This is a genomic window from Denitromonas halophila, assembly GCF_007625155.1.
In the GTDB taxonomy this organism is placed as follows: Bacteria; Pseudomonadota; Gammaproteobacteria; order Burkholderiales; family Rhodocyclaceae; genus Nitrogeniibacter; species Nitrogeniibacter halophilus.
In genome coordinates this window covers 1-18,983 of the sequence record NZ_VMNK01000002.1, presented here as the reverse complement: position 1 = coordinate 18,983, position 18,983 = coordinate 1, and the positions used below count along the sequence as shown (strand labels likewise).

The following is an 18,983-nucleotide window of genomic DNA, read 5'->3' as shown; positions in this document are numbered from 1 at the left end:
GATGGCCGGCCTCGGCTCACGCCGGGTGGGCCGCCAGGCCGGCGCCCCGTTCCGAAGCCGGGGCCGGTCGACGCTTGATCGGTTCGGGCACCGGTGGCTCGGGGACCGGCGGGACGGGCTGGGGCTCACCGGGCGGCACGGGCGGTGGTCCCGGCTGCGGGGGCGCCGGCGGGGGCGCGGGCGGCAGCGGGCCGGGGCCATGCGGCGGGCGTTCGGGTTCGGGCGACAAGGGCGGCTCGCCGGGCCTCGGGGCGGCGGCACGAAACGGCGCGTTGCAAGCGGTCATCGGGTCTCCTCCGTCGAGCCATCGGCCCGACATCTGCCGTGCCCGGCGCGCCGGCCAACCGCCGGGCACGCTGCACAGGCACTTGAATTTCCGACCCGTCATGCCCGCACCGGTTCCAGCATGCTTGCATCGCCAGATGCCACCACGCCGACCGAACCCTTGGCCGGCGCACCGGTCACACCGGACAGACGGCCGCCCGACAGGCGGTCACCCCGCGAGGAGGACAAGCCGATGCTCAACCACGAACTCGACGACGCCAACGGCATTCTCTTTCTCAGCCTGGATCGGCGTCCCGACGGCGGCACGCATTAGACGCACGTCTGCCGGCCACCAGTGCCGGTGCCAGCCCGCCGATCAGCCACAGCGCCGCGGCGACCGTCACCCCGCGCAGGATCTACTCGGCCACCGGCGCATCCCCACCCTCGCGATGGTGATGATCTGCCGCGCCACCACAGCACACCGAGGAACGCCAAAGCGGCGAGAAACACCAGCTTGAGGACAAAGCCGGTGTTGACGGTAAAGAACGGGGCGGGCGTCATTGCCGACAGACGACCACATCACGTATCTTGGCCGCATCCGTGGCCCGGCCTCAGCGTCCGCGGACGCCCCGGCCGCAGACCGTACAGACACCTCCGGGAGGTTCATGACGATCGACAAACCGGCACTCGAACGCACCATCGACAGGCTGCGCGAGCCCTTCGCCAGCTTCATCAAGGCGCAGACCACGACCAGCGGCTTCCTGCTGCTGGCGCTGTTCGCCGCCCTGGCGCTGGCCAATTCGCCGCTGGCCGATCACTACGAGGCGATCCGCCATTTCCGCATTGGCATGGTATTCGGATCGCAGGAGGTGTCGTGGTCTGCGCTGCACCTGGTCAATGACGGCTTGATCGCCCTTTTTTTCGTGCTGCTCGGCCTGGAGGTCAAGCGCGAATTGCTCGCCGGCGAGTTGAAGGACCGGCAGCGCGTGCGCCTGCTCCTTGCCGCGGCGCTGGGCGGCATGGTGGTGCCGGCCAGCCTGTATGTGCTGATTCACCTTGGCATGGGCGGCGACCAGGTGCAAGGCTGGGGCATCCCGATGGCCACCGACACGGCGCTGGCCATCGCCGTGCTGGCCGCCCTCGGCGCACGCGTGCCGCGCACGGCGGTGGCCTTCCTGGTCGGGGTGGCGATCATCGACGACATCGGCGCCATCATCGTCATCGCCGTGGTGTATACCGAGCAGGTCTCGCTGCCGGCCCTGGCCGCCTCTGCCCTGCTGTTTTCGGTGCTGATGACATTCAACCGCGCCGGCCTGCGCCATCCGGTCATCTATGCGCTGGCCGGCGTCATGCTGTGGATCGCCATCGTACGCTCGGGCGTGCACGCCAGCATCGCCGGGGTGGTGGTGGCCATCACCGTGCCTGCCCGGCCGCGCATCGCGCCCGAATCGCTCAAGCGCAAGGTGCACGGCGCGGTCGATGACATGCCCGACGACGCGCCGCCCGAAGCGGTGCTCGGCGAAGGCAAGACGCACCGCAAGATCGCCAAGCTCGAGTCGCTGGCGCAGGTGGCCACCACCCCGCTGCGCCGCTGGGAGGACGGGCTGGAACTGCCGGTGGCGCTGATCGTGCTGCCGCTGTTCGTGTTCATGAACGCCGGGCTGCCGGTCGACAGCGACGGTCTGGCGCAGATCCTCACCGATCCGGTCGGCCTCGGCGTGGTGGTGGCCCTGATCGTCGGCAAGCCCGCGGGCCTGCTCACCGGCATCTTCATCGCCGAGCGCTGCGGCTGGGCGACACGCCCCGAGGCGCTGAGCTGGCGGCGCCTGTTCGGCATCGGCGCGCTGGCCGGCATCGGTTTCACCATGTCCACCTTCATCGCCAACCTGGCCTTCGACCCCGCCTCACCGGCGCTGGCAGTGGCCAAGCTGTCGATCATGGCCGCCTCGACGATCGCCGCCATTGCCGGCTATTGCGCCTTGCGCTTCGACCGGTCCGATGCCGACGCCGATACGGCCTGAGCTCCGCGCCCAGCCTGCCGCAACACCCACAGACCACTTCCGGCGCTTACACCTCGACGCAAAAAACAGGCGGAACCCTCCCGGACCGATGCAGTCGACCCTGACACGTGACCCGTGGCGGACGGCATGTCTATGTCATTTGACGAGCATTATCCGGCAGCCCGCCGAGGTCATGTCGTCGAACGTCTGACATGCCCGTCACAGATCATTTCAATCACGAAATTACGGAGGATCAGCATGAGCATGAAAGCGGCTTACGAAAAGAAACTCAGGGCCCATCTGGACGAGTGGAACGCCGAGATCAACAAGCTCAAGGCCAAGGCCGAGCGCACCGAGGCGGACGCCCAGCTGCAGTACAACGAAGAAATCGCCAAGCTCCAATCGATGCGCGACGGCGCCGCCGCCAAGCTGTCCGAGCTTGAAGCGGCCGGTGACGATGCTTGGGAGGATCTGAAAGCCGGTATCGAAAACGCTTGGGATTCGATGGCCGTGGCGGTCAAGTCGGCCACCTCGCGATTCAAGTAATCGCGCTTCCAACCACCGCGTGCCCACCGAGGCGATCCGCGTCGCCCCTTTGACGCGTCGCCACGCCCTGCGCGTGGCCGAGCCCGGTGGACCGAAAACACCAACAACCAACACGCACAGGAGGTCCCCATGAAGCTCGCCAAACGCTTCTTCATCCCACTGCCGCCGGTCTTGCTGGCCATCGCACTGGGCGTCGGCCAGCCCGCCCTGGCCGCCAACCCGCCCGCGGACGACAAGGCCTCGGTGGAGCACATCAGCCAGGAGTCCGAAGACCTGATGAAGGCGCTCAAGGCCTATACCGTCAAGCAGCGCAACGAAGCGCTCAAGAAGAGCCAGGCCGCGCTGGACACGCTCGACCGCCGCATCGAGGCCCTCGAAGCCCAGGTCGACCAGCGTTGGGACAAGATGGACCAGGCCGCCCGCGACAAGGCGCGCGCCAGCCTGAAGGCCCTGCGTGAACAGCGCCGCGAAGTGGCCACCTGGTTCGGCAGCATGCGCGACGGGTCGGTCGAAGCCTGGGAGGAAGTCAAGGACGGCTTTACCGGCGCCTACCAGGCACTGCAGGACGCCTGGAAGAACACCGAGAAGGATGTCGCGGCCGGTGACAAGAAAAAGCCTTGAGGCGTGAACCGTCCCCGGGGCGGCATTGCCCGAGGACGCATGTGAGGAATATTCCATGACAGAACTTGCGCTGGAACAAGGGCCTCAACTGACCGGCGCCCTGTCGCGCCTCGACGAGGCTTTCTCCCATCTGGACGTCGCCGACGACGTGCGCGCCCGCCTGTCCCAGCCCCGGCTGGCGCTGCAGGTGGCGGTGCCGCTGCGCATGGACGACGGCCGGCTGCAGGTGTTCACCGGCTGGCGGGTGCAGTTCGGCACCCTGCGCGGCCCGGCCAAGGGCGGAGTGCGCTTTCACCCGGCCGTGTGCCAGGACGAGGTGGCCACCCTGAGCTTCTGGATGGCCATCAAATGTGCCGTCGCCGACCTGCCCTTCGGCGGCGGCAAAGGCGGCGTGCGCGTCGACCCGAAGGGCCTCTCGCGCGGCGAACTGGAACGCCTCGCCCGCAGCTACATGCGCGCGGTGGCCGATGTGGTCGGCCCCGACCGCGACATCCTCGCCCCGGACGTCAATACCAACCCCACCCTCATGGGCTGGATGGCCGACGAGTATGAAACCATCCAGCGCCGGCATGCGCCGGCTGTCATCACCGGCAAGCCGCTCGAGTTGGGCGGCTCGCCCGGGCGCATCGAGGCCACCGGTCGCGGCGCGCTTCAGGTGCTCAACCAGTGGGTCGAGCGCGAGGGCCGGAATCCATCCGACCTCACCGTGGCGGTCCAGGGCTTCGGCAACGCGGGCTATCACTTCGCCCGCCTGGCGCATGAGGCTGGCTACCGGATCGTCGCCGTGTCCGACTCGCAGGGGGCCATCCACCGCCCCGAGGGCCTCGACCCCGAACCGATCTGGCGGCACAAGCACGAGAGCCGCGAACGCAAGGGGCTGGTGTACTGCGAGAGCTCGGCCAGCTGCGAGGCCGACGGCGTGGAGGCGATCAGCAACGCCGATCTGCTCACGCTCGATGTCGACGTGCTGGTGCTGGCGGCCCTGGAAGACCAGATCGACACCGACAACGCAGCCGACGTACGCGCCGACCTGATCCTCGAAATCGCAAACGGGCCGGTCACCTGCGAGGCCGAAGCGATCCTGGAAAAAGCCGGCATCCCGATCCTGCCCGACGTGCTGGCCAACGCCGGCGGCGTGATCGTGAGCTACTACGAATGGATCCAGAACCGCAGCGGCGACCACTGGGACGAGCACACGGTCAACCAGCGCCTGGCCGATCGCCTCACGCGCGAGGCCACCGCCGTCATGGATCTGGCACTGCAGGACGGCGTCACGCTGCGTTGCGCGGCCTACCGCCATGGCGTCGGCCGCATTGCCGCCGCCCAGGCCCAGCGCGGCACCTGCCGCGACTTCTCGGCCCCCTGAGGGCCGCGGCGCTCAGCGCCGACAGATCGGCCTTGTGCGGCGGATGCATGAAGGCATACGAGCCGCCACCGGCGCGTCGGCCGTCAACATCGACCAGGCGCTGAGCTTCTCGACCGCCGCCTCGGGCAACTGGACTGCCCAGGTGCTGGGCGGCCATGCCAAGGCCGACGGCAGCGTGTTGTCGGCCCATGCCGAAGTTGTCATCCCGTCGGTGGCCACCACGGCGCATTTCGACCTGCAGTCGCTGTCGATGAGCCTGTGGCTCGACGCCGACCAGTCCGGCTCGCTGACCGGCGGCGATCTGCTCAGTCAGGCTTTCGGCAGTGGCCGGACCATCGACGGCAGCATCGCCCTGGCGCAGGGCGCGTATTTCCTCGAAGTGAGCGGCGCGGTGTCGAGCACGGCGCGTGTGGGTGGCGCGTATATGCTGAACCTCAGCATGCCGGTCGCCGCCGTGCCCGAGCCGGGCCAGTACGCCATGCTGCTGGCCGGCCTCGGCCTCGTCGCCCTCATCAGCCACCGCCGCCGCTGACACCCGGCCGCCGGCGCTCTGCCGCGCGGCCCCTCACCCCCGATCGGCGCTCGCCCCGGCGCTGGCACCGATCAGATCCACCCCCTCGCTCTGCAGAAAGTTCATCAGCGTCGTCACCGCCAGGCTCAACGGCTGGTCGTTGCGCACCACGATGTTCCATTCGCGCTCGACCGGGGTGTCCTGCACGTCGAGGCGCACCAGGTGCCCGGCGGCCTCTTCCATGCTGAAGGTGTGATGCGACAGAAAGGCGATGCCCATGCCGGCCATCGCCGCCTGTTTGAGCGTCTCGTTGCTGCCCAGCTCGTCGGCGCGCAGGGCATTGACGCCATGGCGCTTGAGATAGCGCTCGATATGGTCGCGCGTGCCCGAGCCGCGCTCGCGTAGCAGCAGGCGCTCTTCGGTCAGGCTGGCCGGCGGGATGTTGCGCTTCTTCGCCAGCGGATGGTCGGGCGCGGCCACGAAGCTGAGCAGATGCGGCGCGAAGGGGATGCGCCGCACCGCCATGCCCGACGGCGGTTTGCCCATGATGGCCACCGCGGCGCGGCGCTCGTCGAGCATGGCGTACACCTCGGCGCGGTTCACCACCGACAGGCGAAAGCGGATGTCCGGGTAGCGCCTACCGAATTCGGCGAGCAGGCGCGGCACGAAGTATTCGGCCGTGGTGATCGCCACGATGTCGATGGTGCCCGCCGCCACCCCGCGCCCGGCAAGGATCTCGATGCCCGCCAGCTCGATCGCCGACAAGGCCTCCTTGGCGCGCCGCACCAGCGTCTCGCCGGCCAGCGTCAGACGGATCTCGCGGCGCCCGTCCACCAGCACCTCGCCGACGATGGCTTCGAGCTCGCGCAGCTGCATCGATACCGCCGGCTGGGTGATGTGCAGGCGCCGTGCGGCCAGCGTAAAGCTGCCGGTGTCGGCCACCGCCACCAGGGCACGCAACTGCTTGAGGCTGACCCGCTGCTCGAGCTTCATCAGAAAACCTTATCTCAAATCTAAAAATTTAAGATTCGACCTTATACAAAGCCGCCCGTATTGTCGAGCCATCACATCGAGGAGACGACACATGGGTGCCAACGAACACGTCGCGATCGACACCAAGAAACGCTACCAGGCCGGCGTGCTCAAGTACGCGCAAATGGGCTACTGGGATCCGGACTACGAGGTCAAGGACACCGACGTGCTGGCGGTGTTTCGCATCACGCCGCAGGAAGGGGTCGACCCCATCGAAGCCGCCGCCGCGGTGGCCGGCGAGTCGTCCACCGCCACCTGGACGGTGGTGTGGACCGACCGCCTCACCGCCTGCGACAAGTACCGCGCCAAGGCCTACCGCATCGACCCGGTGCCGGGGCAGGCGGGCCAGTACTTCTGCCAGGTGGCCTACGACCTCGACCTGTTCGAGGAAGGCTCCATCGCCAATCTCACCGCCTCGATCATCGGCAACGTGTTCAGCTTTAAGCCGCTGCTCGCCTGCCGGCTCGAAGACATGCGCCTGCCGGTGGCCTATGTGAAGACCTTCCGCGGCCCGCCGACCGGCATCGTGGTCGAGCGCGAACGGCTCGACAAGTTCGGCCGCCCGCTGCTCGGCGCCACCATGAAGCCCAAGCTCGGCCTGTCCGGCAAGAACTACGGCCGCGTGGTGTACGAAGCGCTCACCGGCGGGCTGGACTTCACCAAGGACGACGAGAACATCAACTCGCAGAACTTCATGCACTGGCGCGACCGCTTCCTGTACTGCATGGAGGGGGTCAATCAGGCTGCCGCGCAGACCGGCGAGATCAAGGGCCACTACCTGAACATCACCGCCGGCACCATGGAGGAGATGGTCAAGCGCGCCGAGTTCGCCCGCGACCTGGGCTCGTGCATCGTGATGGTGGACCTCATCGTCGGCTGGACGGCGATCCAGTCGATCAGCCACTGGTGCCGCGAGAACGACATGATCCTGCACATGCACCGCGCCGGCCACGGCACCTACACCCGGCAGAAGAACCACGGCGTGAGCTTCCGCGTCATCGCCAAGTGGCTGCGCCTGGCCGGGGTCGACCACCTGCATGCCGGCACCGCGGTGGGCAAGCTCGAGGGCGACCCGATGACCGTGCAGGGCTTCTACAACGTGTGCCGCGACACCGTCACCCGCCAAGACCTGCCGCGCGGGCTGTTCTTCGACCAGGACTGGGCCGGCATCAAGCGTGTCATGCCGGTCGCCTCGGGCGGCATCCATGCCGGCCAGATGCACCAGCTGCTCGACCTCTTCGGCGACGAGGTGGTGCTGCAGTTCGGCGGCGGCACCATCGGCCACCCGATGGGCATCCAGGCCGGCGCCCAGGCCAACCGCGTGGCACTCGAAGCCATGGTGCTGGCGCGCAACGAAGGGCGCGACATCGTCAACGAAGGGCCCGACATCCTCAAGGCCGCCGCCGAGCACTGCCGCCCGCTGCGCGCCGCGCTCGATACCTGGGGCGAAGTCACCTTCGATTACACGTCGACGGACACCTCGGACTTCGTCGCCACGCCGACCGCCGCCTGACCGTCACCCGGATGCAGGCCGAAGGCTGGAATCCGGGTGCGATGTGCCCGATTGCCACGCCGACCCCGGATTCCGCTTCGCTGCATCCGGGCGACGCCGAGAACACGAACTTTGGAGACTCACCATGCGAATCACCCAAGGCGCCTTTTCCTTCCTGCCCGACCTCACCGACACGCAGATCGCCGCGCAGATCGAGTACTGCCTTCGCAACGACTGGGCGGTGGCCATCGAATTCACCGACGACCCGCACCCGCGCAACACCTATTGGTCGATGTGGGGCCACCCGATGTTCGACCTCGCCGACGCCGCCGGCGCCATGCAGGCGCTGCGCGAATGCCGCGAGGCGCGGCCCGGGCACTACATCCGCATCAACGCCTTCGACCCGAGCGCGGGCTGGGAGACGGTGCGCCTGTCCTTCATCGTCGGCCGCCCGGCGGTCGAGCCCGGCTTCCGCCTGGTGCGGCGCGAAGGCCCTGGCCGCACGCTGCACTACACGCTGGAGAGCTACGCCGTCGGCCACCGGCCCGAGGGCGAGCGCTACGCCACGTAGGTTGGGTTGAGCAAAGCGAAGCCCAACAACCACCGACTGAGCCGGCAACGCCGTAGTTTGGGTTTCGCCGCGCCCAAGCCAAGCTGCGCCGCCCCAAGCACACGCACCGGAGACCGACATGACCCAGCCCCTCGCCGCCCCGACCGACACCATCGACCTGGCCGCCGAATACTGCGAGGCCGGCGTGGCCGACGTGCTCGACCGCCTCGACGCCGAGCTGGTCGGTCTGGCGCCGGTCAAGCGCCGGGTGCGCGAGATCGCCGCCCTGCTGCTGGTCGACCGCGTGCGCGAGCGCCTCGGCCTGGCCAGCACCCCGCCCTCGCTGCACATGTGCTTCACCGGCAACCCCGGCACCGGCAAGACCACGCTGGCGCTGCGCATGGCCGAGATCCTCCAGCGCCTCGGCTATGTGCGCAAAGGCCATGTGGTGGCGGTCACGCGCGATGATCTGGTCGGCCAGTTCATCGGCCACACCGCACCCAAGACCAAGGACGTGCTCAAGCGCGCCATGGGCGGCGTGCTGTTCATCGACGAGGCCTACTACCTGTTCCGCCCCGAAAACGAAAAGGACTACGGCCAGGAGGCCATCGAGATCCTGCTGCAGGTGATGGAAAACCAGCGCGACGACCTGGTGGTGATCCTCGCCGGCTACGCCGATCGCATGGACCGCTTTTTCGAGTCCAACCCCGGCATGAAGTCGCGCATCGCCCACCATGTCGAGTTTCCCGACTACAGCAACGCCGAGCTGGCCCAGATCGCCGAGCGCATGCTGGCCGACTGGAACTACCGCTTCGACGCCGCCGGCCGCGCCGCCTTCGACGACTACCTGCACCACCGCCGCGCCAAGCCGCACTTCGCCAACGCCCGCAGCGTGCGCAACGCGCTCGACCGCATGCGCCTGCGCCAGGCGCTGCGCCTGTTCGACGGCGCGACGCCGGTCGCCGCCGACGACTTGCAGATCCTCACCGCCGCCGACGTGCGCGCCAGCCGCCACTTCCACCCGACGCCACCGACCCTGGTCGGCCAGGCGCCGCCGGACGCGGAGATCGACGCCTACGACCCCGACCGTATCCCGGAGCGCAGCGACTACTGATGGCCGGTTGAAACCCGCCAACACCCGGCCCGACGCACACCAAAAAAATGCGAGGAGACACGCATGTTCAGCCTGGAACGCACCACGCTCACCGAGTACCTGATCTCCCAGCGGCGCAGCCATCCCGGCGCCACCGGCGAGTTCAACGCCCTGATCCTGCAGGTCGCCCAGGCCTGCAAGGCCATCTCGCGGGCGGTCGCGCACGGCGCGCTGGGCGGCGTGCTCGGCGCCCTCGAAGCCACCAACGTGCAGGGCGAAACCCAGCAGACGCTCGACGTGCTGGCCGACGACATCTTCCGCCGCGCCACCCACTGGGGCGGCGCCCTGGCCGGCATGCTGTCGGAAGAGAACGAAGCGCCCATCCCGATTCCCGAGGGCCACAAGCGCGGCAAATACCTGCTGCTGTTCGACCCGCTCGACGGCTCGTCCAACATCGACGTGAATGTCTCGGTCGGCTCCATCTTCTCCATCCTGCGCAGCCCGCGCCCCGGCGAGGCCGCCACCGAGGCCGACTTCCTCCAGCCGGGCACGCGCCAGGTGGCCGCGGGCTATGCCATCTACGGCCCCTCGACGCTGCTGGTGCTCACCGTCGGGCGCGGCGTGGCGGCCTTCACCTTCGACCCCGTCCTGGGCGAGTTCTTCCTCACCCGTGACGACATCCGCATTCCACCGGCCACGCAGGAGTTCGCCATCAACGCCTCCAACTCGCGCTTCTGGGAGGCGCCGGTGGCGCGCTACGTGGCCGAATGCCTGGCCGGCAAGAGCGGCCCGCGCGGCAAGGACTTCAACATGCGCTGGGTCGCCTCGCTGGTGGCCGAGGCCCACCGCATCCTCACCCGCGGCGGCGTCTTCCTCTACCCGCGCGACCGCAAAGACCCAGCCAAACCCGGCCGGCTGCGACTGCTCTACGAGGCCAACCCCATCGGCTGGCTCATCGAACAAGCCGGCGGCCGCGCCTCCACCGGCGTGCGCCCGGTGCTCGAAGTGGCGCCCGAATCGACGCACCAGCGCATCGGCTTCGTCTTCGGCTCGCGCGAAGAAGTCGAGCGCATCGAGCGCTACCACGCCGAACCGGTACTCGGCGGCGACCACCACGACGCGCCGCTGTTCCACACCCGTGGTTTGTTCATGACGGCGTAGGCGGCTGCGTAGCCGGACAAGCGGCGTAGCCCGGACGAGGGCCGCAGGCCCGACTCCGGGACCGGTGGCGGTTCTACCACCGATGCCCCGGATTCCGCTGCGCTGCATCCGGGCTACGCCCCACCCCCGATTTCCCATCCGCACGAGGGCAACACCATGTCCGACCGTCATCCCATCATTGCCATCACCGGCTCCTCCGGCGCCGGCACCAGCACCGTGCAGCGCACCTTCGAGGAGATCTTCCGCCGCGAGGGCGTCACCGCCGCCACCATCGAGGGCGACAGCTTCCACGCCTTCGACCGCCTGCAGATGCGCGAAAAGATGGCCGAGCACGAAGCCGGCGGCGAGAACCGCTTGTCGCACTTCGGCCCCGAGGCCAACCTCTTCGGCGAGCTGGAAAACCTCTTCCGTCACTACAGCGAATGCGGCCGCGGCCAGCGGCGCAAATACCTGCACAACGCCGAAGAGGCCGCCCCCTACAAACAGGAGCCGGGCAGCTTCACCCCGTGGGAAGACCTGCCCACCGGCACCGACCTGCTGTTCTACGAAGGGCTGCACGGCGCGGTGGCCGACGGCGAGATCGACGTGGCGCGCTTCGTCGACCTGCTCATCGGCGTGGTGCCGGTGGTGAACCTGGAGTGGATCCAGAAGCTGCATCGCGACAAGTCCATGCGCGGCTACAGCACCGAGGCGGTCACCGACACCATCCTGCGGCGCATGCACGACTATGTGCACTACATCGTCCCGCAGTTCGCCCGCACCCATGTGAACTTCCAGCGCGTGCCGATGGTGGACACCTCCAACCCCTTCATCGCCCGCGCCATCCCCACCGCCGACGAATCGATGGTGGTGATCCGCTTCGCCAACCCCAAGGGCATCGACTTCCCCTACCTGCTGAACATGGTGCACGACAGCTTCATGAGCCGCGCCAACACCATCGTCGTGCCGGGCGGAAAGATGGAGCTGGCCATGCAGCTGATCTTCACCCCCTTCGTGTGGCGGCTGATGGAGCGGCGGAGGCAGTTGCTGTGACCGCGCATGGCATCGCATCGCCCGTAGCTTGGGCTGACGAAGGAAGCCCAAGGTGGAGCGTGCCGATTCGCAACGCCGTTTGTTGGGCTTCGCTGCGCTCAACCCAAGCTACGCCGTCCCCCTTCGCAGCGCGGGTTTCAACCCGCCAACACCGCATCGTCATGCCAACGGCGGGTTGAAACCCGCCACTTCGGAGACCGCTCATGACCGCCCGCCTCGCCACCGCCGCCCTCGACACCCTGCGCGCCAACGCGCTGCGCTTTCTGGCCATCGACGCCGTCGAGGCCGCCCGCTCCGGCCACCCCGGCATGCCGATGGGCATGGCCGAGATCGCCGTTGCGCTGTGGACGCGCCATCTTAAGCACGACCCGGCCGACCCCGCCTGGGCCGACCGCGACCGCTTCGTGCTCTCCAACGGCCATGGCTCGATGCTGCTCTACGCCCTGCTCCACCTCACCGGCTACGACCTGCCGCTCGACGAACTCAAGCGTTTCCGCCAACTCGACAGCCGCTGCCCCGGCCACCCCGAGGTCGGCCACACGCCCGGTGTCGAGACCACCACCGGGCCGCTCGGCCAGGGCCTGGCCAACGCGGTGGGCATGGCGCTGGCCGAGAAGCGGCTGGCGGCCGAATTCAACCGGCCCGGCCACGCCATCGTCGACCACCGCACCTGGGTCTTCCTCGGCGACGGCTGCCTGATGGAAGGCATCAGCCACGAGGCCGCCAGCTTTGCCGGCGTGCAGCGCCTGTCCAAACTCATCTGCCTGTGGGATGACAACCACATCTCCATCGACGGCGACGTGACCGGCTGGTTTGCCGACGACACCCCGGCGCGCTTCCGCGCCTATGGCTGGAACGTGGTCGAGCGTATCGACGGCCATGATGTCGAGGCGGTGGACCGCGCCATCCGCGAGGCGCTGGCCAATGCCGACAACGACATCGGCCCCACCCTCATCTGCTGCCGCACCACCATCGGCCACGGCAGCCCGGCGCGCGCCGGCACGGCGGGCGTGCATGGCGCGCCGCTCGGGGCCGACGAAATCGCCGCCACCCGCGCCGCGCTCGGCTGGCCGCACGCCCCCTTCGTGATACCCGACGAGATCCGCGAGAGCTTCGACGCCCGCGCCCACGGCGCCCGCCGCCAGGCCGAGTGGCAGACGGGCTTCGATGCCTACCGCACGGCCCACCCCGCGCTGGCCGCCGAGTTCCAGCGCCGCCAGCGCGGCGAGCTGCCGGTGAGCTGGCGGGTGCTCAGCACCGCGCTGCTACGCCGTGCGCACAACGACGCGGCCGCCATCGCCAGCCGCAAGGCCAGCCAGAACGCCATCGAACGCATCGCCCGCGCCTTGCCCGAACTGCTCGGCGGCTCGGCCGACCTGACCCACTCCAACCTCACCGACTGGCCCGGCTGTGGCGCCCTACATGCCAACCCCGAAGCCACCCGCCCCGGCCGCCACATCCACTGGGGCGTGCGCGAATTCGGCATGGCCGCTGCGCTCAACGGCATTGCCCTGCACGGCGGCCACCTGCCCTTCGGCGCCACCTTTCTGGTGTTCTCCGACTACGCCCGCAACGCCATCCGCATGAGCGCGCTGATGCGCCTGCGCGTGGTGTATGTGATGACGCACGACGCCATCCACCTCGGCGAAGACGGCCCCACTCACCAGCCGGTCGAGCACCTGCCCAGCCTGCGCCTGATCCCCGGCCTCGACGTGTGGCGCCCCTGCGACGCGGTCGAAACCCAGGCCGCGTGGAACGCCGCCGTCGCCCGCGCCGACGGCCCCAGCCTGCTCGCCCTGTCGCGCCAGGCCCTGCCCCATCAAAACCGCAGCGACGCCCAGCTCGACGCCATCGCCCGCGGCGGCTATGTGCTGGCCGACGCCGACGCGCCGCAGCTGGCCATCCTCGCCACCGGCGCCGAGGTCGCACTGGCCATGGCCGCGCGCGAGCGCCTGGCCGCCACCGGCATTGCCGCGCGCGTGGTGTCGATGCCCAGCACCAGCGTGTTCGATCGGCAGGACACCGCCTGGCGCAACGCCGTGCTACCGCCCGAGCTCCCCCGCCTCGCCGTCGAAGCCGCCCAGCCCGACCTGTGGTGGAAAACTCTCGCCGGCGCGCCGCGCAGCGCCGTGCTCGGCATCGACCGCTTCGGCGAATCGGCCCCCGCCGAGGCCCTGGCCGAACGCTTCGGCGTCACCGTCGAGGCAGTCGTGGCCGCGGCAACAGATCTCGTCACGTAGGGCGGAAAAGCGCAGCGCCTTCCGCCATCGCGGCAGCGTCTTTCGCCATCGCAGCTCACGCGAGGCATGGCGGATGACGCGCCTGCGGCGCTCTTCCGCCCTACGCCCTCCCGAATTCAAAACCACCGGAGACACCCATGAGCATCCGCATCGCCATCAACGGTTACGGTCGCATCGGCCGCAACGTGCTGCGCGCTTTCTACGAGGGCGGCAAGCGCCACCCGGTCGAGATCGTCGCCATCAACGACCTGGGCAACGCCGAGACCAACGCCCACCTCACCCGCCACGACAGCGTGCACGGCCGCTTCGGCCATGCGGTGGCAGTGGCCGACGGGCATCTGCTGGTCGACGACGACATGATCCATGTCAGCGCCGAGCGCGACCCGGCCAAACTGCCCTGGCGCGAGTTGGGCGTGGACGTGGTGCTCGAATGCACCGGCCTGTTCACCAGCAAGGCCAGCGCCGGCGCGCACCTGGCCGCCGGCGCCGGCAAGGTGCTGATCTCCGCCCCTGGCGCGGCGGATGTGGACGCCACCATCGTCTATGGCGTCAATCACCACACTCTGCGCGCCGACCACCAGGTGGTGTCCAACGCCAGCTGCACCACCAACTGCCTGGCGCCACTGGCCTGGGCGCTGCACGGCCCGCTCGGCATCGAGCGCGGGCTGATGACCACGGTGCACTCCTACACCAACGACCAGGTGCTCACCGATGTCTATCACACCGACCTGCGCCGCGCCCGCAGCGCCACCCAGTCGCTGATTCCCACCAAGACCGGCGCCGCCGCGGCCGTGGGGCTGGTGATACCCGAGCTGGCCGGCCGGCTCGACGGCTTCGCCATCCGCGTGCCCACGCCCAATGTGTCCTTTACCGACTTCACCTTCATCGCCCGCCGCCCCACCAGCGTCACCGAGGTGAACGACCTGGTGCGCGAAGCGGCGCACGGCCGGCTGGCCCGCATCCTCGCCATCAACGATGCGCCGCTGGTGAGCTGCGACTTCAACCACGACGCCCACTCCGCGATCTTCGACACCACGCTGACACGCGTGGATGAAAACCTGGTGAAAGTCACCGCCTGGTACGACAACGAATGGGGCTTTTCCAACCGCATGCTCGACACCACCGTGGCCATGATGGAGGCAGCGCAATGAACATCCTCAGACTCGAAGACCTCGCCCTGCGCGGCCAGCGCGTGTTCATTCGCGCCGACCTCAACGTGCCCATGACGCCCCACGGCGAAGTGGCCGACGACACCCGCCTGCGCGCCGTGCTGCCCGGCATCCGCCACTGCCTGGCCGCCGGCGCGGCGGTGATGATCACCTCGCACCTGGGCCGCCCGGTCGAAGGCGCGCTCACCCATGCCGACTCGCTCGCCCCGGTCGCCGTGCGCCTCTCCGAACTGCTCGGCCAGCCCGTGCCGCTGCTGGGCGACTGGACGCACGGGAAGTTCCGCCTCGACCCCGGCGAGATCGTGCTGCTCGAAAACTGCCGCGGCAATGTCGGCGAAATGGCCGACGACGCCGCGCTGGCCGGGCGCATCGCGCGCTGGATCGACATCTATGTGAACGACGCCTTCGCCGCCGCCCACCGCAGCCAGTGCACCACCCACGCGCTCGCCCTGGCCGCGCCCGTCGCCTGCGCCGGCCCGCTGCTGTGCGCCGAGCTCGACACCCTCGGCCGCGCCCTGGCCCAGCCGGCCCGCCCGCTGGTGGCGGTGGTCGGCGGCTCGAAGGTGTCCACCAAGCTCACCGTGCTCGAACGCCTCGCCGACCGGGTCGACACCCTCATCGTCGGCGGCGGCATCGCCAACACCTTCATCGCCGCGCGCGGCCACGGCGTGGGCAGCTCGCTGTATGAACCCGCCCTGCTCGACGCCGCCCGCCGCATCGCCGCCCGCATGGCCGAGCGCGGCAGCCGCCTGTGGCTGCCCGAAGATGTCATCACCGCCACCCGCTGCGCCGCCAACGCCACGCCCCACATCCGCGCCATCGACGCCGTGCCGCCCGGCGAGATGATCCTCGACGTCGGCCCCGCCAGCGACGCGGCCATCGAAGCCATCATGCTCGGCGCCGGCACCATCGTCTGGAACGGCCCGCTCGGCGTCTTCGAGCTTGCGCCCTTCGCCGCCGGCACCCGCGCCCTGGCCCGCGCCATCGCCGCCAGCCCCGGCCACAGCATCGCCGGCGGCGGCGACACCCTGGCCGCCATCGCCGCCTTCGGCGTTACCGACGCCATCGACACCATCTCCACCGGCGGCGGCGCCTTCCTCGAGTTTCTCGAAGGCCGCGAACTGCCCGCCGTCGCCGCCCTCAAGGCCCGCGCCGGCGGCCGGCAACGCCAGCCGACAACGATGGCCACGGCGTAGGTTGGGTTGAGCGGAGCGAAGCCCAACAAGCCACGCCAGAGATGGGCACACCGCCCGTTGGGCTTCGCTCCGCTCAACCCAACCTACGCCCCCAAAGGCGGGTTTCAACCCGCCACCCCACATCCCCAACCGGCGGGCACCAGCCTGCCAAAAATCGAAATTCCGGAGACCTCCCATGCCCATGATCGCCCTGCGCCAACTGCTCGACCACGCCGCCGAACACGGCTACGGCGTGCCCGCCTTCAACATCAACAACATGGAACAGATCCAGGCCATCATGGCCGCCGCCCACGCCACCGACAGCCCCGTCATCCTCCAGGCCAGTGCCGGCGCACGCGGCTACGCGGGCGAGGCCTACCTGCGCAAGATGGTCGAAGCCGCCGCCGAACAGCACCCCCACCTCCCCATCTGCCTGCACCAGGACCACGGCGCCAGCCCCGCCGTGTGCCAGCAATCCATCCGCTCCGGCTTCACCAGCGTGATGATGGACGGCTCGCTGCGCGACGACATGAAAACCCCCGCCAGCTACGCCTACAACGTCGAAGTCACCCAAAAGGTGGTCGAAATGGCCCACGCCGTCGGCGTCAGCGTCGAAGGCGAGCTGGGCTGCCTCGGCTCGCTCGAAACCGGCCAGGCCGGCGAGGAAGACGGCGTGGGCGCCGAAGGCACGCTCGCCCACGACCAGCTCCTCACCGACCCCGCCGAAGCCGCTGATTTCGTCGCCGCCACCGGCGTCGACGCGCTGGCCGTGGCCATCGGCACCAGCCACGGCGCCTACAAATTCACCCGCCCACCCACCGGCGACATCCTCGCCATCGACCGCATCCGCGCCATCCACCAGCGCATCCCCGACACCCACCTCGTCATGCACGGCGCCTCCAGCGTCCCGCAGGAATGGCTCGCCATCTTCCGCGAATACGGCGGCGACATCGGCGAGACCTACGGCGTACCGGTCGAAGCCATCGTCGAAGGCATCAAGAGCGGCGTGCGCAAGATCAACATCGACACCGATCTGCGCCTCGCCATGAGCAGCGCCATCCGCCGCCTCGCCGTCGAAAACACGCGCGAGTTCGACCCCCGCAAATTCTTCAAAGCCGCCCGCGACGCCGCCCGCCAGATCTGCGAGTCCCGCTTTGAGGCCTTCGGCACGGCGGGGCATGCGAGCCGGATTCGGGTGGTGCCGTTGGAGGAGATGGCGAGGGGGTATGCGAGGCGGTAGGCCCGGTGTTGCTTTGCGTCCAACCGCTGCCCCTGCTTCGGCAACAGCAAGCGTAGCCCGGCCGAGGGCCATCGGCCCGACGCCGGGAACATCGTGCTGGGCTGGCGACGCGGATCCCGGCTACGGGTGCTGAGCTTAAATCAAGCCATCGAGCGGGCTGACAACGCCGCGTCCGCCCCGGTTCAGCACATGGGTGTAGATCATCGTCGTCTTCACATCCGAGTGCCCCAACAACTCCTGGACAGTGCGAATATCGTAACCAGCCTCCAACAGGTGGGTCGCGAAGGAGTGGCGCAGCGTGTGCGGTGTGGCGGGTTTGTCGATGCCAGCCGCCGCACACGCCCGCTTGACGGCACGCTGCACCTGCTTTTCGTCGAGATGATGTCGCCCCGCCGTGCCGCTTCGCGGATCGATGGACAGACGCGCGGCGGGAAACACGTATTGCCAGCCAAATGCCGTGGCGGCGCCCGGATATTTTGTCGCAAGGGCATGAGGCAACCAAACCCGGCCCTGCCCGGCTTGCAGGTCGGCATTGTGCATCGACCGGGCGAACTCGATCTGCGCAACCACGGCGTCCTTGAGGCGCTCGGGCAGCATGGTGATCCTGTCCTTGCCGCCCTTGCCATCGCGAACAAGCAGTTCCCCGCGCTCCAACTCGACATCCTTGACCCGCAACCGTACCGCCTCCATCAACCTCAACCCGGCCCCATACAGCAGATCCACAATCAAGCTCAACTGCGGATCGCGGATCTGCGCCCTGAGTGCCGCCACCTCATGGCGTGTCAGCACCACCGGCAAGCGCGCGGGGCGTTTGGCCCGCACCACATCATCCAGCCAGGGCAGAGGAAGATCGAGCACCTCGCGATACAGAAACAGCAGCGCCGACAACGCCTGGTTCTGAGTCGCCGCCGCCACATCCCGATCCACCGCCAGCGAAGTCAAGAACGCTTCGATCTCGACTTTACCCATGTCACGGGGGTGGCGCTTGTCATGAAACTGGATGTATCTTCTTATCCACGCGAGGTATGACCTCTCCGTTCGTATGCTGTAGTGCTTGAGGCGAAGACGCTCGCGCGTCACGGAGAACAGGCCAGGCTGGGGGGCAGATGCAGAGGACGGGATGTTATTGGACATTTGGTGGTGTACACAGCGTAGTTGTACATGTCAAAGGCATCCTACCAGAGCGACGTCATGATATGCACCAGTCGTGTAAACGTTTACGACACCATTTGGTGTCTACTTATAGTTAGAAGGCATGTCAGTGGGTGAATCGAAACCCCTAGCCTGAATACACAAATCCTCCGCTCGCTTCAACAAGCGTTGTCCTTGCTCGTATCCGTGCGGGTTTCGATCATTCCCGTGCGTCGCCCTAGCTTCTCCGATCAGCGCCTGAAGTTCCGTTATTACACACAGCAAATCGCGCCGCGTTGGTTTCTTAGTGATGTGCACTTCTAACTCCACATTGCAGCGCGACGGCTTCGCCGCGCCTGA

17 protein-coding genes are annotated in these 18,983 nt (G+C 68.4%); 14 read left to right on the top strand and 3 right to left on the bottom strand.

Annotation, left to right across the window (positions count from 1 at the left end; all coding sequences use genetic code 11):
* Window positions 1-384 precede the first annotated feature (384 nt).
* Window positions 385-552, bottom strand: a complete 168-nt coding sequence (locus FHP91_RS21055) for a hypothetical protein (protein ID WP_186301404.1) — start codon at window positions 550-552, stop codon at window positions 385-387.
* Between the two features lie 377 nt (window positions 553-929).
* Between FHP91_RS21055 and nhaA the strand changes: the two genes are divergently transcribed.
* The 5 genes from nhaA (at window position 930) to FHP91_RS00850 (ending at window position 5,329) form a co-directional block, all read left to right on the top strand.
* Complete coding sequence (gene nhaA / locus FHP91_RS00870) at window positions 930-2,285, top strand: Na+/H+ antiporter NhaA (RefSeq protein ID WP_144307819.1); 1,356 nt, start codon at window positions 930-932, stop codon at window positions 2,283-2,285.
* 237 nt (window positions 2,286-2,522) lie between these two features.
* The gene (locus tag FHP91_RS00865) at window positions 2,523-2,810 is read left to right on the top strand and encodes a coiled coil domain-containing protein (RefSeq protein WP_144307818.1); all 288 of its coding nucleotides are present in this window, start codon (window positions 2,523-2,525) and stop codon (window positions 2,808-2,810) included.
* Between the two features lie 129 nt (window positions 2,811-2,939).
* Complete coding sequence (locus FHP91_RS00860; RefSeq protein WP_144307817.1) at window positions 2,940-3,431, top strand: hypothetical protein; 492 nt, start codon at window positions 2,940-2,942, stop codon at window positions 3,429-3,431.
* Between the two features lie 55 nt (window positions 3,432-3,486).
* Window positions 3,487-4,797, top strand: coding sequence for a Glu/Leu/Phe/Val family dehydrogenase (locus FHP91_RS00855; RefSeq protein ID WP_144307816.1), 1,311 nt, complete (start codon window positions 3,487-3,489; stop codon window positions 4,795-4,797).
* A 43-nt stretch (window positions 4,798-4,840) separates the two neighbouring features.
* Window positions 4,841-5,329 carry an FxDxF family PEP-CTERM protein gene (locus FHP91_RS00850; protein ID WP_186301403.1) on the top strand — a complete coding sequence of 163 codons (489 nt, stop codon included), beginning with the start codon at window positions 4,841-4,843 and terminating at the stop codon, window positions 5,327-5,329.
* Between the two features lie 33 nt (window positions 5,330-5,362).
* Here the strand turns inward: FHP91_RS00850 and FHP91_RS00845 are convergent, their stop codons facing one another.
* Window positions 5,363-6,301 (bottom strand): LysR family transcriptional regulator, encoded by a 939-nt coding sequence (locus FHP91_RS00845; protein WP_144307814.1) that lies wholly within the window; start codon window positions 6,299-6,301, stop codon window positions 5,363-5,365.
* A gap of 91 nt (window positions 6,302-6,392) precedes the next feature.
* Between FHP91_RS00845 and FHP91_RS00840 the strand changes: the two genes are divergently transcribed.
* From FHP91_RS00840 to fba, 9 genes are all read left to right on the top strand, one after another.
* A complete protein-coding gene (locus FHP91_RS00840; protein WP_144307813.1) occupies window positions 6,393-7,853 on the top strand; it encodes a form I ribulose bisphosphate carboxylase large subunit in 1,461 nt (486 codons plus the stop codon).
* 124 nt (window positions 7,854-7,977) lie between these two features.
* Window positions 7,978-8,403, top strand: a complete 426-nt coding sequence (locus FHP91_RS00835) for a ribulose bisphosphate carboxylase small subunit (protein WP_144307812.1) — start codon at window positions 7,978-7,980, stop codon at window positions 8,401-8,403.
* A gap of 118 nt (window positions 8,404-8,521) precedes the next feature.
* Window positions 8,522-9,496: a CbbX protein gene (cbbX, locus tag FHP91_RS00830; protein ID WP_144307811.1), complete on the top strand. Its 975-nt coding sequence runs from the start codon at window positions 8,522-8,524 to the stop codon at window positions 9,494-9,496.
* Between the two features lie 63 nt (window positions 9,497-9,559).
* Entirely contained in the window at window positions 9,560-10,636 is a 1,077-nt protein-coding gene (locus tag FHP91_RS00825; protein WP_144307810.1) for a class 1 fructose-bisphosphatase, read from the top strand.
* Between the two features lie 156 nt (window positions 10,637-10,792).
* Complete coding sequence (locus FHP91_RS00820) at window positions 10,793-11,668, top strand: phosphoribulokinase (RefSeq protein WP_144307809.1); 876 nt, start codon at window positions 10,793-10,795, stop codon at window positions 11,666-11,668.
* Between the two features lie 203 nt (window positions 11,669-11,871).
* Window positions 11,872-13,908 (top strand): transketolase, encoded by a 2,037-nt coding sequence (gene tkt, locus FHP91_RS00815; RefSeq protein WP_144307808.1) that lies wholly within the window; start codon window positions 11,872-11,874, stop codon window positions 13,906-13,908.
* A gap of 137 nt (window positions 13,909-14,045) precedes the next feature.
* On the top strand, window positions 14,046-15,059 hold the full coding sequence (gene gap, locus FHP91_RS00810; protein WP_144307807.1) for a type I glyceraldehyde-3-phosphate dehydrogenase: 1,014 nt from the start codon (window positions 14,046-14,048) through the stop codon (window positions 15,057-15,059).
* Window positions 15,056-16,273: a phosphoglycerate kinase gene (locus tag FHP91_RS00805; protein WP_144307806.1), complete on the top strand. Its 1,218-nt coding sequence runs from the start codon at window positions 15,056-15,058 to the stop codon at window positions 16,271-16,273. Before gap ends, FHP91_RS00805 begins: the two co-directional genes overlap by 4 nt.
* Window positions 16,274-16,448: 175 nt before the next feature.
* Window positions 16,449-17,492, top strand: a complete 1,044-nt coding sequence (fba, locus tag FHP91_RS00800; RefSeq protein WP_144307805.1) for a class II fructose-bisphosphate aldolase — start codon at window positions 16,449-16,451, stop codon at window positions 17,490-17,492.
* Window positions 17,493-17,627: 135 nt separating this feature from the next.
* On the opposite strand, the gene FHP91_RS00795 is transcribed toward fba, so the two are convergent.
* The gene (locus FHP91_RS00795; RefSeq protein WP_144307804.1) at window positions 17,628-18,626 is read right to left on the bottom strand and encodes an integron integrase; all 999 of its coding nucleotides are present in this window, start codon (window positions 18,624-18,626) and stop codon (window positions 17,628-17,630) included.
* Window positions 18,627-18,983: the final 357 nt, after the last annotated feature.

Coding starts and splice junctions, on each gene's coding strand:
- FHP91_RS21055 (WP_186301404.1), bottom strand. CDS start 552: ATGCCGTTGGCGTCGTCGAGTTCGTGGTTGAGCATCGGCTTGTCCTCC.
- nhaA (WP_144307819.1), top strand. CDS start 930: ATGACGATCGACAAACCGGCACTCGAACGCACCATCGACAGGCTGCGC.
- FHP91_RS00865 (WP_144307818.1), top strand. CDS start 2,523: ATGAGCATGAAAGCGGCTTACGAAAAGAAACTCAGGGCCCATCTGGAC.
- FHP91_RS00860 (WP_144307817.1), top strand. CDS start 2,940: ATGAAGCTCGCCAAACGCTTCTTCATCCCACTGCCGCCGGTCTTGCTG.
- FHP91_RS00855 (WP_144307816.1), top strand. CDS start 3,487: ATGACAGAACTTGCGCTGGAACAAGGGCCTCAACTGACCGGCGCCCTG.
- FHP91_RS00850 (WP_186301403.1), top strand. CDS start 4,841: ATGCATGAAGGCATACGAGCCGCCACCGGCGCGTCGGCCGTCAACATC.
- FHP91_RS00845 (WP_144307814.1), bottom strand. CDS start 6,301: ATGAAGCTCGAGCAGCGGGTCAGCCTCAAGCAGTTGCGTGCCCTGGTG.
- FHP91_RS00840 (WP_144307813.1), top strand. CDS start 6,393: ATGGGTGCCAACGAACACGTCGCGATCGACACCAAGAAACGCTACCAG.
- FHP91_RS00835 (WP_144307812.1), top strand. CDS start 7,978: ATGCGAATCACCCAAGGCGCCTTTTCCTTCCTGCCCGACCTCACCGAC.
- cbbX (WP_144307811.1), top strand. CDS start 8,522: ATGACCCAGCCCCTCGCCGCCCCGACCGACACCATCGACCTGGCCGCC.
- FHP91_RS00825 (WP_144307810.1), top strand. CDS start 9,560: ATGTTCAGCCTGGAACGCACCACGCTCACCGAGTACCTGATCTCCCAG.
- FHP91_RS00820 (WP_144307809.1), top strand. CDS start 10,793: ATGTCCGACCGTCATCCCATCATTGCCATCACCGGCTCCTCCGGCGCC.
- tkt (WP_144307808.1), top strand. CDS start 11,872: ATGACCGCCCGCCTCGCCACCGCCGCCCTCGACACCCTGCGCGCCAAC.
- gap (WP_144307807.1), top strand. CDS start 14,046: ATGAGCATCCGCATCGCCATCAACGGTTACGGTCGCATCGGCCGCAAC.
- FHP91_RS00805 (WP_144307806.1), top strand. CDS start 15,056: ATGAACATCCTCAGACTCGAAGACCTCGCCCTGCGCGGCCAGCGCGTG.
- fba (WP_144307805.1), top strand. CDS start 16,449: ATGCCCATGATCGCCCTGCGCCAACTGCTCGACCACGCCGCCGAACAC.
- FHP91_RS00795 (WP_144307804.1), bottom strand. CDS start 18,626: ATGTCCAATAACATCCCGTCCTCTGCATCTGCCCCCCAGCCTGGCCTG.